This window comes from Streptosporangium subroseum, from assembly GCF_900188345.1.
GTDB lineage: Bacteria > Actinomycetota > Actinomycetes > Streptosporangiales > Streptosporangiaceae > Streptosporangium > Streptosporangium subroseum.
In genome coordinates this window covers 55,833-70,345 of the sequence record NZ_FZOD01000032.1, presented here as the reverse complement: position 1 = coordinate 70,345, position 14,513 = coordinate 55,833, and the positions used below count along the sequence as shown (strand labels likewise).

The 14,513-nt window shown below is 70.2% G+C and carries 14 protein-coding genes; 10 read left to right on the top strand and 4 right to left on the bottom strand.

Annotation, left to right across the window (positions count from 1 at the left end):
- Nucleotides 1-54: 54 nt before the first annotated feature.
- The 3 genes from CHC08_RS27625 to CHC08_RS27615 are packed head-to-tail and all read left to right on the top strand — an operon-like array spanning nt 55 to nt 2,644.
- Nucleotides 55-1,029, top strand: coding sequence for a proline racemase family protein (locus CHC08_RS27625; RefSeq protein ID WP_179282239.1), 975 nt, complete (start codon nt 55-57; stop codon nt 1,027-1,029).
- Entirely contained in the window at nt 1,026-1,943 is a 918-nt protein-coding gene (locus CHC08_RS27620) for an ornithine cyclodeaminase family protein (RefSeq protein ID WP_089210288.1), read from the top strand. The genes CHC08_RS27625 and CHC08_RS27620 overlap by 4 nt, the downstream gene beginning before the upstream one ends.
- 20 nt (nt 1,944-1,963) lie before the next feature.
- Nucleotides 1,964-2,644, top strand: coding sequence for a GntR family transcriptional regulator (locus tag CHC08_RS27615; RefSeq protein WP_089210324.1), 681 nt, complete (start codon nt 1,964-1,966; stop codon nt 2,642-2,644).
- A gap of 133 nt (nt 2,645-2,777) precedes the next feature.
- Here CHC08_RS27615 and CHC08_RS27610 read toward each other — a convergent pair whose 3' ends face one another.
- The 4 genes from CHC08_RS27610 to CHC08_RS27595 form a co-directional block, all read right to left on the bottom strand.
- Nucleotides 2,778-3,695, bottom strand: a complete 918-nt coding sequence (locus tag CHC08_RS27610; RefSeq protein WP_179282238.1) for an EamA family transporter — start codon at nt 3,693-3,695, stop codon at nt 2,778-2,780.
- 172 nt (nt 3,696-3,867) lie between these two features.
- Nucleotides 3,868-5,241, bottom strand: a complete 1,374-nt coding sequence (locus tag CHC08_RS27605) for a glycosyltransferase family 39 protein (RefSeq protein ID WP_089210287.1) — start codon at nt 5,239-5,241, stop codon at nt 3,868-3,870.
- Nucleotides 5,242-5,340: 99 nt separating this feature from the next.
- Nucleotides 5,341-6,066, bottom strand: coding sequence for an ABC transporter permease (locus CHC08_RS27600; protein WP_089210322.1), 726 nt, complete (start codon nt 6,064-6,066; stop codon nt 5,341-5,343).
- A 133-nt stretch (nt 6,067-6,199) separates the two neighbouring features.
- Nucleotides 6,200-7,108: an ABC transporter ATP-binding protein gene (locus CHC08_RS27595; RefSeq protein WP_089210286.1), complete on the bottom strand. Its 909-nt coding sequence runs from the start codon at nt 7,106-7,108 to the stop codon at nt 6,200-6,202.
- Nucleotides 7,109-7,478: 370 nt separating this feature from the next.
- Here CHC08_RS27595 and CHC08_RS27590 point away from each other — a divergent pair, with 370 nt between their 5' ends.
- The 7 genes from CHC08_RS27590 (at nt 7,479) to CHC08_RS27560 (ending at nt 14,483) form a co-directional block, all read left to right on the top strand.
- Nucleotides 7,479-8,711 (top strand): multidrug effflux MFS transporter, encoded by a 1,233-nt coding sequence (locus CHC08_RS27590; RefSeq protein ID WP_089210285.1) that lies wholly within the window; start codon nt 7,479-7,481, stop codon nt 8,709-8,711.
- A gap of 104 nt (nt 8,712-8,815) precedes the next feature.
- Nucleotides 8,816-9,607 (top strand): helix-turn-helix transcriptional regulator, encoded by a 792-nt coding sequence (locus CHC08_RS27585; RefSeq protein WP_143653368.1) that lies wholly within the window; start codon nt 8,816-8,818, stop codon nt 9,605-9,607.
- Complete coding sequence (sufB, locus tag CHC08_RS27580) at nt 9,604-11,016, top strand: Fe-S cluster assembly protein SufB (RefSeq protein ID WP_089210283.1); 1,413 nt, start codon at nt 9,604-9,606, stop codon at nt 11,014-11,016. Before CHC08_RS27585 ends, sufB begins: the two co-directional genes overlap by 4 nt.
- Complete coding sequence (sufD, locus tag CHC08_RS27575) at nt 11,016-12,134, top strand: Fe-S cluster assembly protein SufD (protein ID WP_089210282.1); 1,119 nt, start codon at nt 11,016-11,018, stop codon at nt 12,132-12,134. Before sufB ends, sufD begins: the two co-directional genes overlap by 1 nt.
- Nucleotides 12,131-12,448, top strand: a complete 318-nt coding sequence (locus CHC08_RS27570) for a Rieske (2Fe-2S) protein (RefSeq protein ID WP_089210281.1) — start codon at nt 12,131-12,133, stop codon at nt 12,446-12,448. The genes sufD and CHC08_RS27570 overlap by 4 nt, the downstream gene beginning before the upstream one ends.
- 44 nt (nt 12,449-12,492) lie before the next feature.
- Nucleotides 12,493-13,224, top strand: a complete 732-nt coding sequence (sufC, locus tag CHC08_RS27565; protein ID WP_218825511.1) for a Fe-S cluster assembly ATPase SufC — start codon at nt 12,493-12,495, stop codon at nt 13,222-13,224.
- The gene (locus tag CHC08_RS27560; RefSeq protein WP_089210279.1) at nt 13,224-14,483 is read left to right on the top strand and encodes a cysteine desulfurase; all 1,260 of its coding nucleotides are present in this window, start codon (nt 13,224-13,226) and stop codon (nt 14,481-14,483) included. Before sufC ends, CHC08_RS27560 begins: the two co-directional genes overlap by 1 nt.
- The last annotated feature ends 30 nt before the right edge of the window (nt 14,484-14,513 follow it).

The following is a 14,513-nucleotide window of genomic DNA, read 5'->3' as shown; positions in this document are numbered from 1 at the left end:
GCCACAGCCTCCCTGCGGCCGAAACCAGAGGTCTCCACGCTGGAAGGACCCAGGATGATCGAGACAATCGACTACCACACCGCGGGGGAGCCGTTCCGGATCGTCGTCGCCGGGGTGCCGGGCATCGCCGGTGACACGGTGCTGGAGCGCCGCGAGGCGGCGAGGGCTCCGGAGATCGACGCCGTGCGGCGGCTGCTCTGCCACGAGCCGCGCGGGCACGCGGACATGTACGGCTGCTTCCTCGTCCCTCCGGACGACCCCGGCGCCCATCTCGGCGTGCTGTTCTGGCACAAGGACGGCTACTCCACCGCCTGCGGCCACGGCACCATCGCCCTCGGTGTGTACGCCGTGGACAGCGGGCTGGTCAAGGCCGATCCCGACGGGGAGACCGACGTGGTCGTCGACGTCCCCTCCGGCAGGGTGACGGCCAGGGTCCGCTGCGTGGCGGGCCGGATCGAGGCCGTCACCTTCAGGAACGTCCCCTCCTACGTGCTCGCGCGAGGCATCCGGCTGGACCCCGTCTCCGGCGTCCCCGGGATCACCGTCGACGTCGCGTACGGCGGAGCCCTCTACGCCTCGGTTCCGGCCGCGGCGTTCGGGCTGAGCGTGGTCCCCGAGCATCTCACCGAGCTGATCGCGCTCGGCCGGGCGATCAAGGCAGCCCTGGCCGATCACCCCGCCGCCAGGCATCCGGGCGACGACCGGCTCTCCGGGATCTACGGTGTCATCTTCCACGACGAGCTGGGCCCCGGCCACCAGCGCAACGTGACGGTCTTCGCCGACGGAGAGGTGGACCGCTCGCCCTGCGGGTCGGGCACCGCGGCCCGGCTGGCGCTGCTGCACGACGACGGCTTCACCGGCACGCTTGTCCACGAGAGCATCGTGGGCACCTCCTTCCGCGCCCGGGTGGCCGAGGTGACCGACGAGGGGGTCGTCGCCGAGGTGGAGGGCATGGCCTACCGCACGGGGGACCACCGGTTCGCCCTCGACCCGCGCGACCCGGTGGGCACCGGGTTCACCCTCCGGTGAGCGGCCTGCCGTACCTCGACGGGGAGGCCCTGCGCGAGCTGGTGCCGATGGCGCGGGCCGTACAGGTGCTGGAGGACGCGCTGCGCGGCGGGCTCGACCCCGAGGAGACACCGCGGCGGCCCGTCGTGGAGGTCCCCGCCGGACAGCTGCTGCTGATGCCCGCCGCGTGGGGCCGTCACGTGGGAATCAAGATCGCCGCAGTCGCCCCGGCCAATCCCTCGCGCGGGCTGCCCCGGATCCAGGGCACCTACCTGCTCATGGACGGGGAGACCCTGGCTCCGCTGGCCACACTGGACGGCGTGGCGCTGACCTCGCTGCGCACCCCGGCCGTCTCCGCGCTCGCCGTACGGCACCTGGCCGGACCCGGCGCCGCGACGATGGCGGTGTTCGGCACGGGCCCGCAGGCGTGGGGACACGTCGAGGCCTTCCGCGCGGTCCGCCCCGTGGACCGGGTGATCGTGATCGCCGGGGATCGGGGGAGGGCGGAGGCGTTCGCCGGGCGGTGCGCGGACGAAGGGCTCCGGGCGGACACCGTGGCCGGTCTCGGGCAGGCCGATCTCATCGCCTGCTGTACGAGCGCCAGGGTGCCCCTGTTCGACGGTAGGCTCGTCCGCGACGATGCGACCGTGGTCGCGATCGGCTCCCACGAGCCGGACGCCCGGGAGATCGACGATGATCTCGTCGCCCGTGCCACCGTTTTCGTCGAAGCCCGCGGCGCCGCCCTGGCCGAGGCAGGGGATCTGATCATCCCGTTGCGGAACGGTACGATCACCGATGGTCATCTCGCTGGAAACCTCCGGGAACTGGTCACCGGTGCCGTGCCCCCGGGCCCGGGCCCCAGGGTGTTCAAGAGCGTGGGCATGGCCTGGGAGGACCTGGTGGTGGCGGCCGCCGCCTACGAGGCGTGGACGTGAGCGAGATGAGAGGCGCCGGCATGAGTTCTTCGGCGGACAACCGGCTCGACCTGCCGGTCGTGAGCGAGCGGCAGAGCCTGCGGGAGCAGGTGGCTCACGCGCTGAGGGCGGCACTGATCACCGGTGAGATGAGGCCGGGCACGGTCTACTCGGCGCCGGTGCTGGCCGCCCAGTTCGGGGTCTCGGCGACCCCGGTGCGCGAGGCGATGCTCGACCTGACCAAGGAGGGCCTGGTCGAGGCGGTGCGCAACAAGGGCTTCCGGGTCACCGAGATGTCCGACCGCGACCTGGACGAGCTCACCGAGATCCGCAGGCTCATCGAGGTGCCCACGGTGGCCCGGCTGGCCGGCACGGACCGCGCGGAGAGCTTCGACCTGCTCCGCCCGGTGGCTCAGGAGATCGTCGACGCGGCGGAACGCGGCGACCTGCTCGCCTACGTCGACGCCGACCTCCGCTTCCACGTGGAGCTCCTGGCGCTGGCGGGCAACGTCCACCTCGTGGAGGTGGTGCGCGACCTGCGCAAGCGGGCCCGGCTGTACGGCCTGTCCGCCCTCCATCAGCGGGGCCGTCTCCCCGACTCCGCCCGCGAGCACCTCGATCTGCTGGAGCTGCTCGCGGCCGGCGACGCGGACGCCGCCGAGCAGCTGATGCGCGACCACATCCAGCACGTCCGGGGAATCTGGGCCCGGCCCCCGCAGTAGTCCCCGACGCGGCGCGACCGGCCGGCGTCTGCCACGTCATCCGTGACCACGAGGGGGACGCGCGGCCCCGCGGCCGGCCGGCGGCTCCACGTCGACGGCCGGCGGGCGCAGCGGGTCCCGGCCACGCCGACGGTCAGCGGGTGCTGCGGGTCGCGCCCACGCTGGCGATGACCACGCAGCCGATGGCGGCCCACTCGCGCACCTCGAGCACCTCACCCAGCACGAGCAGGCCGACGATCGCGGCCACCGCGGGCTCCAGGCTCATCAGGATGCCGAACACCCGCTTGGGCATCCTGCGCAGCGCCTCCAGCTCGATGGAGTAGGGGATGACCGATGACAGCAGGCCCACCCCGAGCCCGATCAGCAGCAGTTCCGGCTGGAGCAGGTCGGCCCCACCGGTGGTGATCCCCACGGGGGCGATCACCAGGAACGACACGATCATCGCGAAGGAGAGGCCGGTCGTGCCGGGGAAACGCCCGCCCACCGAGGCCGACAGCAGGATGTAACCCGCCCAGCAGACCGCCGCGACCAGCGCGAACCCGATCCCGGCCCAGCTGATCCGGGAGGTCGCCGTCCCCCACGGGGCCAGCATCACCACGCCCGACCCGGCCAGCACGACCCAGAGCAGGTCCATGCGGCGGCGCGAGGCGGCCACCGCCACGCCGAGCGGGCCGAGGAACTCGATCGCCACGGCGATGCCCATGGGCAGCCGCGCCAGGGCCTCGTAGAACGACAGGTTCATCACGCCCAGCGTCACGCCGAACGCCACGCCCGCCCCGAGGTCTGCCCTGGTCAGCCCCTTCAGCCGGGGCCGGGCGACCACGCCCATGATCAGCGCGCCCATCGCGATCCGCAGGAACACCACCGCGCTCGGCGGCAGCTGGGAGAACAGGTCCTTGGCGAATCCCGCGCCCACCTGCACGGACAGGATGGCCAGCAGCACCAGCCCGGACGGCGGGATGGCGTCGGACGCGGCGCGCAGCAGCGCTCCGGGCCTGGGCAGTCCGGGCTCGTACGGCTCGGCGGGCCCGTCCAGGGCTTGGGCGGTCACGGGACTCCTCGGTGCCAGGTGCAATGCGGTGGTTCAGACCTTACTGTCGTTCCGACCTTACTCATGGAGGGTGCCATTTCCTGGGCGATGTCCGTCATGTGAGACGACCCCACCGCCGCGGACGGCACCACGACCATGGAGTGTCACGGTCGTCTCCCGCGGGGCCTCGCGGTCATGCCCGCCGGGTGTAGAGCGCCACGGTCATACCGGGCACCCGTCCCGTCCGCCATGCCCTGTCGCGGACGAACCCCTCCCCGACCAGGGTGATGACCTTGTCGATGCGAGAGCCCGCCTCGGGGGCGCCCCGCCAGATCACCCAGACCCGTTCGACCCCGCCGACGGCCGCGGCGACGTCGGTCCGTTCCGGATAGCCGAAGGACTCCGGCAGGGGGTCGCCGCCCAGGAGCAGCACGTCGTCGGGGAGGCTCGCCCCGCCGTAGTAGCGGAAGCCCTCCCGCAGCGAGGACCGTCCGTACATGATCGCGTCTCCGGGGCGGGCCTCGCCCGTGATGACCCGCACCGCCCGGGGGAAGTTCTCGTGGTGGCCGTCCTCCCCGCGGAGGTCGAGCTGCCCCGGCAGCCCCGCGGCCAGAAAGCCCGTCAGCGTGAGGGCGGTGAGCACGTGGGGCACCGAGGCCAGGGCGATCCCGGCCAGCAGCGCGTAGGCGGGCACCGTCGCGAACAGGTAGCGGTCGACGTAGATCGGGGAGACCAGGTGGGACAGGGTGAACAGCAGGAGGGGCGGCAGGACGGCCCAGCCGGCCAGAGCCGTCATCCAGAGCCGGTCGGCGCGGAGCCGCCGCCACAGGAACAGGGCGGACAGCGCCAGGACCAGCAGGACGCACCCCGCGAGCGAGGTGCCCCCCACCATCTTGGGCAGCGCCAGGAACACGTCCGGGCCGGGCATCGTGATCCAGCTGATCGCGTGCCGTTCGTTGAAGCCGATCACGACCCAGGCCGCTCCGGGAAGGCACCCGAGGGCCATGCTCGGCAGCATCCTCCTCAGGAGGCTCCTGTCGTACAGCGCCACGGCGAGCAGGTGGGCGGCCAGCACGAGCAGCGCGAACACCTGGGTGCAGCCGAGCAGCGCGACGGCCGCCGCGTATCTCCACCAGCCGCCGGGCCGTTCGGGCTCCTCCGCGGCCCGGTGCAGCGCCCAGATGGCCAGGACCGTGGCGGCGGCCGCGAACGCGTAGGAGCGGATGTTCTGCCCGTGGTAGGAGACCGAGGGCACGAACACGTAGACGGCCGCCGCGGCCAGGCCGGCGGGCAGGGAGTGCAGCCGCCGTCCCAGATCGGCGATGAGCGCGGTGGCCACGCCCGTCGCGATCGCCGAGGGCAGCCGCAGCCACCACTGCGCCTGGCCGAACTCCAGCCACAGGTGCATGAAGCCGTAGTAGGGCAGGAAGTGCCCGTCGATGTTCATGGCCAGCTCCCAGAGCCCGCCCGCGCTCCGGCCGGCCGCGCTGAGAGTGGCCAGTTCGTCGGATGACTGGGAGACCGTTGACGAGCCGGCGACGGCGACAAGCGTGGCAACAATCCCCATGGCCAGACTCGGCCACATTCGCCCCGAATGTCGTGTCGCCGATACGGATGAAGATCGCGTTTCGGTGATGATCACTCGGAGGATGCTAAGGCGTGTTGATCATTCCCAGCGAAAAGTTCGCGAAGTAATGAAAAGTGACACCGCGGCCCAGGCCGCGAGGATGGCCACCGCGGCCAGCGGCAGCCCGGCGCCGTCGGTCAGGACCGAGCGGAGCCCGCCGGTCAGCGCGGAGATCGGCAGCGCCTCCAGCACCGGCCGCACCGACTCCGGGAACTTCGAGAGCGGGAAGACGACCCCGCCGCAGCCGAGCAGCACCAGGTAGACGAGGTTGGCCCCGGCGAGCGTGGCCTCCGCGCGCAGGGTGCCCGCCATCAGCAGGCCCAGACCGCTGAACGCGGCGGTGCCCAGCAGGATCAGCAGGATCAGGGAGACCACGGCCAGGGGGGAGCTCGCGGGACGCCAGCCCAGGGCGATCGCCACCCCGCTGAGGACCACCACCTGGATGATCTCCACGGCGACCACCGCGAGGGTCTTGGCCAGCATGAGCCCGGTCCGCGACAGCGGGGTCGCGCCCAGCCGTTTCAGCACGCCGTACCGGCGCTCGAAGCCGGTCGCGATGGCCTGCCCGGTGAAGGCCGTGGACATCACGGCCAGCGCGAGCACGCCGGGGGTCATGAAGTCCACCCGGGAGCCGCCGCCGACGTCCACCAGCGGGGCGGCCGAGAAGCCGACGAGCAGCAGCACCGGAATGATCATTGTGAGCAGGAGCTGCTCGCCGTTGCGGAGCATGGACCGGATCTCCGCGCCCGCCTGCGCCAGCACCATCCGGTGGAGCGGTGCGGCACCCGGGGCGGGTGCGAAGTCCAGGGTCGTCACTGTGGTCTCCTGCGGTCTGGCGCGGGCCGGGCCCGTCGATGAACGGGCCGCACTCGGCGGTGAGAGGGGCGGGAGGGGAGCGTCATCGGAGCTCACGGCCGGTCAGTTCGAGGAAGACGTCCTCCAGGGTGCGGCGCTCGATGCTCAGGTCGTCGGCGGTGACGCCCTCGGCGGCGCACCAGGTGGTCACGGTCGCCAGGAGCTCGGGCCCGACCTGTCCCTCGATGATGTAGTGCCCCGACGGCGACTCCTTGGCCGCGCTGCCGCCCGGCAGCGCGGCGAGCAGCTCGTCCAGGGAGAGCCCGGGCCGGGCGCGGAAGCGCAGTTGCCGCTCGGCGCCGGTCAGCGAGGTGGGCGTGCCCTCGGCCACGACCCTGCCGTGATCGATGATCACGATCTGGTCGGAGAGCTTCTCCGCCTCGTCCATGTGGTGGGTGGTGAGCACCACCGAGACCCCGGCGGTGCGCAGGTCGCTCACCAGTTCCCAGCAGGCGTGCCTGGCCTGCGGGTCCAGGCCCGCGGTGGGCTCGTCGAGGAAGACCAGCTCGGGGCGGCCGATGACGGCCGCGGCCAGCGACACCCGCTGCTGCTGGCCGCCGGACATCCTCCGGTACGGCGTGCGGGCGTGCTCCGTCAGTCCCAGGCGATCCAGCAGCGCAGCCGGGTCCAGGGGGCTGGCGTGGAAACGGCTCATCAGGCGCAGCCACTCTCCGCAGCGCATCGCCGGAGGCACGCCGCCCGCCTGGAGCATCACCCCGACCTTCGCCCGCAGCTCCGCCCTGGAGGGGTCGAGCCCGAGCACGTTCACGGTGCCGCCGTCGGCTCGCCGGAACCCCTCGCAGATCTCGACGGTCGTGGTCTTGCCCGCGCCGTTGGGGCCGAGGATCGCGGTGACCGCGCCGCGGGCGGCACTGAAGGTGAGGCCGTCGATCGCGGTCGTTCGGCCGTATCTCTTGACCAGATCGATGATCTCGACGGCTGGGGACTCCATGACCACGAGTTTAGGGACTGCCCGTGCCGGTCACGCGCCCGGACCACCGGTCGGGATCCGGCCGGAGTCCGGCGCCTGCCCGGTTTCCGGCGGCGGAGGACTCCGGCCGGATCCCGCGGAAACCTTCGGCCCTCCGGGGCCTCCGACCTGGGAGCGCGGCCGCGCCGGGCCGCCCGCCGTCCCGCCGGTCCGGTGCCCGGACACCCGGGTGGCGGGCGTCGCCGCTCCCGCTCCTCCACCCGCTCGAGCGTCACATATAGGTATTTTTACCGAAATTTCCGTTACTAAGGAATTCGGATGACCCGGTTGTGGTTTAGACCCTCTGGCCCTCGTGGGCCCATCGTGGCCTGCGAGGAAAAGGGGATCGGGTATGACTGCGGCCGTCATCGCGCCGGAGGTCGCGCCGATCACACGGCGCAGGGGACTGCTGCTCATCCTGGGCGCGCTGTCGGCGATCGGTCCCCTCTCGATCGACATGTACCTGCCCGCGCTGCCCGCCATCGCCGGGGAGATGGCCACCGGACAGGCGGAGGTGCAGCTCACCCTGACCGCGTGTCTCATCGGCGTCGCCGTGGGACAGGTCATCGCGGGCCCGCTCAGCGACGTGCGCGGCCGGCGGACGCCACTGCTGCTCGGCATCGCGGCCTACGCCGTCGCCTCCCTGCTGTGCGCGTTCTCGCCCTCGGTGTACGGGCTGGTCGGGTTCCGCCTGCTCCAGGGCATCGCGGGCGGCGCCGCGCTGGTGATCGTCCGCGCGGTCGTCCGTGACCTCTACGAGGGCGCGGCCATCGCCCGCATCTTCGCCACCCTCATGCTCGTCAGCGGCCTCGCGCCGATCCTGGCCCCGATCGCGGGCGCGCAGCTGCTCAACCACACCTCCTGGCGCGGCGTCTTCGTCTCGCTCAGCGTCGCGGGACTCCTCCTGCTGGCCGCCGCGATGTTCTGGGTCCGGGAGACGCTCCCGTCCGACCGGCGCGAGGGCGGCGGGCTCAAGCACACCCTCGTCACCTTCGGCCACCTGCTCCGGCACCGCTCCTTCATGGCCAGCGCGCTGGCCGGCGGCCTGGGCTTCGGCGGCCTGTTCGCCTACATCTCCGGCTCGCCGTTCGTGCTCCAGGAGGTGTACGGCGCCTCGCCGCAGACCTTCTCCCTGGTGTTCGCGCTGAACTCCTTCGGCCTGACCATCACCGCGCAGATCGGCGGCCGTCTCGCCGGTCGCAGGATGACCCCCGAGCGGCTGATCCTCATCGGGCTGTTCCTCAACGCGATCGGAGCCGTGGCACTGCTCGCCACGGCCCTGTTCGACCTGCCCCTGTGGGTGCTGATCGCCGCGCTGTTCGTGATGATGTGCGGCGCGGGCTTCGTCCTGCCGGGCAGCGGCGCGCTCGCGCTGGCCGGACAGCCCCAGCAGATCGCCGGGAGCGCCTCGGCGCTGACCGGCGTGCTGCAGTTCGCGATCGGTGCGGTCGCGGCCCCGCTGGTGGGGATCGGCGGCGGCGGTTCGGTGCTGCCGATGGCTCTGGTCCTGGCCGGGTTCACCCTCGCGGCCGTCGTCGCCTTCGTCGGTCTGCGGTGGTCGCCGAAGAGCGTTTCCGCAGGTTAGGTAAGGCTTACCTGCGTGACAAACCGCATTCCCGGGGGGTCCGATACCGGTTGTCACCCGGGAAGCAATTAAGGCACACTGATGTTGTGAAATACGTGACCGAGATGCCGGGCACCGAGGAGACCGCCGTCGTGCGGCTCTCCGGCGTGTCCGCCGAGCGGAGCACGCGTGCGCGTGTCGCCCGGCTCATCCTGGAGCACGGACCCATCACCGCCGCCTCCCTCGGCGAACGGCTCGGTCTGACCCCCGCCGCCGTCCGCCGCCATCTGGACGCGTTGCTCGTCGACGGCCTGACCGAGGTCCGTACGGCGAGGCCCCGCGGCCAGCGCGGACGCGGACGTCCGGCGAAGATGTTCGTCATCACCGATGCCGGGCGGAGCGCCTTCGAGCACGCCTACGATGGGCTCGCGGGAAGCGCGCTGCGTTTCCTCGCCGAGCGTGTGGGCGAGGAGGCCGTGGCCGAGTTCGCGCGGTCACAGGTGTCGGCTCTCGTCGAGCGCCTGCGGCCGGAGATGAGCGAGGTCCCCGTCGACCAGCGGGTTCGCGTCCTGGCCGAGGCACTGTCGGCCGAGGGCTACGCCGCCTCGGCGAGCAAGGCAAGCCTCGGTGGCGAGCAGCTGTGCCAGCACCACTGCCCGGTGGCGCACGTGGCCGCGGAGTTCCCGCAGCTCTGTGAGGCCGAGACGGAGGCGTTCGCGCAGATCCTCGGCACTCCCGTGCAGCGGCTCGCGACCATCGCCCACGGCGACGGCGTATGCACCACTCACGTCAGCCCCCACAGAACGACCGAGCCGGGTGCGAAAGAGCGTAGGACGAGCTCGCAGGCATCGGGGCCGGGGCAGTCGTCAGCAATCCACGAAACGATCGACACATTGAGTAAGGAGACCGGAAGGTGACTGTCACCGACCGCCCGGAGCTGGAAGGCCTCGGGAATTATAAGTTCGGCTGGGCCGACTCGGACCTCGCTGGTTCCACAGCACGTCGTGGCCTGTCCGAGGAGGTCGTCCGCAACATCTCCGCTCTCAAGAACGAGCCGGAGTGGATGCTGGAGCTCCGTCTGAAGGGCCTGCGCCTGTTCGGCAAGAAGCCCATGCCCAACTGGGGTTCCGACCTCAGCGGCATTGACTTCGACAACATCAAATACTTTGTGCGCTCCACCGAGAAGCAGGCCGCTTCCTGGGAAGAGCTGCCCGATGACATCAAGAACACCTATGACAAGCTTGGCATCCCGGAGGCGGAGAAGCAGCGCCTGGTCGCCGGCGTCGCCGCCCAGTACGAGTCCGAGGTCGTCTACCACCAGATCCAGAAGGACCTTGAGGACAAGGGTGTCATCTTCGTCGACACCGACACCGCGCTCAAGGAGCACGAAGAGCTCTTCAAGGAATACTTCGGCACCGTGATCCCGGTCGGCGACAACAAGTTCGCCGCCCTGAACACGGCCACGTGGAGCGGTGGCAGCTTCATCTACGTGCCGCCGAACGTCAACGTGGAGATTCCGCTCCAGGCCTACTTCCGGATCAACACCGAGAACATGGGCCAGTTCGAGCGGACCCTGATCATCGTGGACGAGAACTCCTACGTCCACTACGTCGAGGGCTGTACGGCGCCGATCTACTCCTCCGACTCGCTGCACAGCGCGGTCGTGGAGATCATCGTGAAGAAGGGCGCCCGCTGCCGTTACACGACCATCCAGAACTGGTCGAACAACGTCTACAACCTGGTCACCAAGCGCGCCGTGGCCTACGAGCACGCGACCATGGAGTGGGTCGACGGCAACATCGGCTCCAAGGTCACCATGAAGTACCCGGCCGTCTACCTCATGGGCGAGTACGCCAAGGGTGAGACGCTGAGCGTCGCCTTCGCGGGCGAGGGCCAGCACCAGGACGCCGGCTCCAAGATGGTGCACCTCGCGCCGCACACCAGCTCCAGCGTCATCTCCAAGTCCGTCGCCCGTGGCGGCGGCCGCACCTCCTACCGCGGTCTGGTCCAGATCGAGGAGGGCGCGTACGGCAGCGCCAGCACCGTCAAGTGCGACGCGCTGCTGGTCGACCAGATCAGCCGCTCCGACACCTATCCCTACGTGGACGTGCGTGAGGACGACGTCTCCATGGGACACGAGGCCACGGTCTCCAAGGTCTCCGACGACCAGCTCTTCTACCTGATGAGCCGCGGTCTGGGCGAGGACGAGGCGATGGCGATGATCGTGCGCGGCTTCGTCGAGCCGATCGCGCGTGAGCTCCCGATGGAGTACGCCCTCGAGCTGAACCGCCTGATCGAGCTGCAGATGGAAGGGGCCGTCGGCTGATGGGCCTCGAAACCAAACCTCTGTCGACACTCCACGAGAAGGCCTCGTACAACGTGGAGGACTTCGCGGTCCCGACCGGCCGCGAAGAGGAGTGGCGGTTCACCCCGCTCTCCCGCCTCAAGGGTCTGCACAGCGGTGCCGCGACCTCCGGGAGCGTGGCCGTCCACGTGGACGCCGCCCCCGAGGTCACGGTGGAGACCGTGGGCCGCGACGACCAGCGGCTCGGCAAGGCCTACGTGCCCGCCGACCGGGTCAGCGCCCAGGCCTACGCCGCCTTCGAGAAGGCCACCGTGCTCACGGTGGCGCGCGAGGTCGTCGCCTCCAAGCCGACCGTGATCACCTTCACCGGATCCGGTGAGGGCCACGCCTACGGCCACACGGTCGTCAAGCTTGAGCCGATGGCCGAGGCCGTGGTCGTCCTGGACCACCAGGGCAGCGCGGTCTACGCCGACAACGTCGAGTTCGTCGTGGGCGAGGGCGCCACGCTCAAGGTCGTCAGCCTGCAGGACTGGGCCGACGACACCGTGCACGTCTCCCATCACCACGCCCAGCTCGCCAAGGACGCGACCTTCCGCAGCTTCGTGGTCACCCTCGGCGGCGACCTGGTACGGCTCTCACCGTCGGTCTCCTACGCGGGACCCGGCGGCGACGCCGAGCTGATCGGCCTCTACTTCGTGGACGCCGGCCAGCACCTGGAGCACCGCCTGCTGGTGGACCACTCCCAGCCGAACTGCAAGAGCAACGTCGCCTACAAGGGCGCTTTGCAGGGTCAGGACGCCCACGCGGTGTGGATCGGCGACGTCATCATCAGGGTCGAGGCCGAGGGCACCGACACCTACGAGCTGAACCGCAACCTGCTGCTCACCGACGGCGCCCGCGCCGACTCGGTGCCGAACCTGGAGATCCTCACCGGTGAGGTCGCCGGGGCCGGTCACGCCAGCGCCTCCGGACGCCTGGACGACGAGCACATCTTCTACCTCCAGGCCCGCGGCATCCCGTTCGAGGACGCGCGCCGCCTGGTCATCCGGGGCTTCTTCGCGCAGCTCCTGGAGAAGATCGAGCTTCCCGAACTCCGTGAGCGGGTGCTCGCCAAGGTTGAGGCGGAGCTCGAAAAGTGACCTTCGAGAAAGTCTGCAAGCTGGCCGACATCCCCGATGACGGTGTGATCGGCCTAGAGGTGGGGGAGACCCCGATCGCCCTGGTCCGCCAGGGTGAAGAGGTCTTCGCCCTGCACGACGTGTGCTCCCACGCCGAGGTGAAGCTCAGCGAGGGCGAGGTCTACGAAGGCACCCTGGAGTGCTGGCTGCACGGCTCCTGCTTCGACCTCCGCTCGGGCAAGCCCACGGGCCCGCCCGCCAACAAGCCCGTTCCCGTATACCGAGTAAAGATCGACGGCGATGACGTCCTCGTCTCGCTTTCGAAGGAGTCATAACAGTGTCTGATGTGAGCCGAGTCCCCTCGGGGTCCACCCTTGAAATCCATGACCTGCACGTCGCCGTCGGGGACAAGGAAATCCTGCGCGGTGTCAACCTGACCGTGAAGGCCGGCGAGACCCACGCCATCATGGGCCCCAACGGCTCGGGCAAGTCCACGCTCGCCTACGCGATCGCGGGCCACCCGAAATACACCATCACCAGTGGCCGGGTCCTGCTGGACGGCGCCGACCTGCTGGAGATGACGGTCGACGAGCGCGCCCGCGCGGGCCTGTTCCTCGCCATGCAGTATCCGGTCGAGGTCCCCGGCGTCAGCGTCTCCAACTTCCTGCGCACCGCGGTCACCTCCATGCGCGGCGAGGCTCCCAAGCTCCGCCAGTTCGCCAAGGACCTGAAGACCGGCATGGACGCCCTGTCCATCGACGCCGCCTTCGCCCAGCGCAACCTGAACGAGGGCTTCTCCGGCGGCGAGAAGAAGCGCCACGAGATCCTCCAGCTCGAGCTGCTCAAGCCGAAGATCGCCGTCCTCGACGAGACCGACTCCGGCCTGGACGTCGACGCGCTGCGCGTGGTCTCCGAGGGCATCAACCGCTTCCGCTCCTCCGGCGAGACCGGCGTGCTGCTCATCACCCACTACACCCGCATCCTGCGCTACGTGAAGCCGGACTTCGTCCACGTCTTCGCCGCGGGACGCATCGTGGAGCAGGGTGGACCGGAGCTCGCCGACAAGCTCGAGGCCGAGGGCTACGAGGCATACACGAAGGCATCTGCGTAATGAGCACAGGCTTTGACGTGGAGAGGATCAGGAAGGACTTCCCCGTCCTCTCCCGGGAGCTGCCCGGCGGCAGGCCGCTGGTCTACCTTGACTCGGGAAACTCCGCTCAGAAGCCCACCCAGGTGATCGAGGTCATGCGCGATCACCTGGCCATGCACTACAGCAACGTCGGCCGTGCCCTGCACGCGCTGGGCGCCGAGTCCACCGAGGCGTACGAGACCGCCCGCGACAAGGTCGCCGCCTTCATCGGCGCGCCGAGCCGCGACGAGATCATCTTCACCAAGAACGCCTCCGAGGCGCTCAACCTGGTGGCCTACGCCTTCGGCAACCCCATCACCGAGGATCCCCGTTTCCGGCTCGCCCCCGGCGACGAGATCGTCATCTCCGAGATGGAGCACCACTCCAACATCGTGCCGTGGCAGATGCTCGCGCAGCGCACCGGCGTGAAGCTGAGGTGGTTCTCCGTCACCGACGAGGGCCGCCTGGACCTGTCGAACCTGGAGGAGCTGGTCAACGAGCGCACGAAGATGGTGTCGATCGTGCACCAGTCGAACGTGCTCGGCACGATCAACCCGGTCGCCCAGGTGCTCGCCAGGGTCCGCGAGGTCGGCGCGCTGATGATGCTCGACGCCTCGCAGTCGGTGCCCCACCACGCGGTGGACGTGGCCGCGCTGGGCGTCGACTTCCTGGCCTTCACCGGGCACAAGGTCGTCGGCCCCTCCGGGATCGGCGTGCTGTGGGGCCGCGGCGAGCTGCTGGACGCCATGCCCCCGTTCATGGGCGGCGGCGAGATGATCGAGGCGGTCTGGATGGACCACTCGACCTACGCGCCCGCGCCGCACAAGTTCGAGGCGGGCACCCCGCCGATCGTCGAGGCCATCGGTCTCGGCGCCGCGGTGGACTACCTGTCCGAGATCGGGATGGACGCCATCGCCCGTCACGAGCACGAGCTCACCGGCTACGCGCTCGACGCGCTGGGGGAGATCCCCGGCCTGAAGGTGATCGGCCCGAAAGGTCTCGAACAGCGCGGGGCGACTGTTTCATTCACTCTTGAAGGGATTCACCCGCACGACGTCGGGCAGATCCTGGATGACAACTTCGGCGTGGCCGTGCGGGTGGGGCATCACTGCGCCCGCCCGCTCCACCTGAGGTTCGGGATTCCCGCCACCACGCGGGCGTCCCTCTACCTTTACAACACTCCGGCCGAGATCGACGCCCTGGTCCGCGGCCTCCATCACGTGCGGAAGGTGTTCGCCTAGTCATGCCGGAGCAGTCAAGCCGGCGAGCGG

Excerpts from the sequence above, each read along its gene's own strand:
- CHC08_RS27625 (WP_179282239.1), top strand. The coding sequence starts at position 55 with ATGATCGAGACAATCGACTACCACACCGCGGGGGAGCCGTTCCGGATC.
- CHC08_RS27560 (WP_089210279.1), top strand. The coding sequence starts at position 13,224 with ATGAGCACAGGCTTTGACGTGGAGAGGATCAGGAAGGACTTCCCCGTC.
- CHC08_RS27595 (WP_089210286.1), bottom strand. The coding sequence starts at position 7,108 with ATGGAGTCCCCAGCCGTCGAGATCATCGATCTGGTCAAGAGATACGGC.
- CHC08_RS27615 (WP_089210324.1), top strand. The coding sequence starts at position 1,964 with ATGAGTTCTTCGGCGGACAACCGGCTCGACCTGCCGGTCGTGAGCGAG.
- CHC08_RS27590 (WP_089210285.1), top strand. The coding sequence starts at position 7,479 with ATGACTGCGGCCGTCATCGCGCCGGAGGTCGCGCCGATCACACGGCGC.
- sufD (WP_089210282.1), top strand. The coding sequence starts at position 11,016 with ATGGGCCTCGAAACCAAACCTCTGTCGACACTCCACGAGAAGGCCTCG.
- CHC08_RS27600 (WP_089210322.1), bottom strand. The coding sequence starts at position 6,066 with ATGGTGCTGGCGCAGGCGGGCGCGGAGATCCGGTCCATGCTCCGCAAC.
- CHC08_RS27605 (WP_089210287.1), bottom strand. The coding sequence starts at position 5,241 with ATGGGGATTGTTGCCACGCTTGTCGCCGTCGCCGGCTCGTCAACGGTC.
- CHC08_RS27585 (WP_143653368.1), top strand. The coding sequence starts at position 8,816 with ATGCCGGGCACCGAGGAGACCGCCGTCGTGCGGCTCTCCGGCGTGTCC.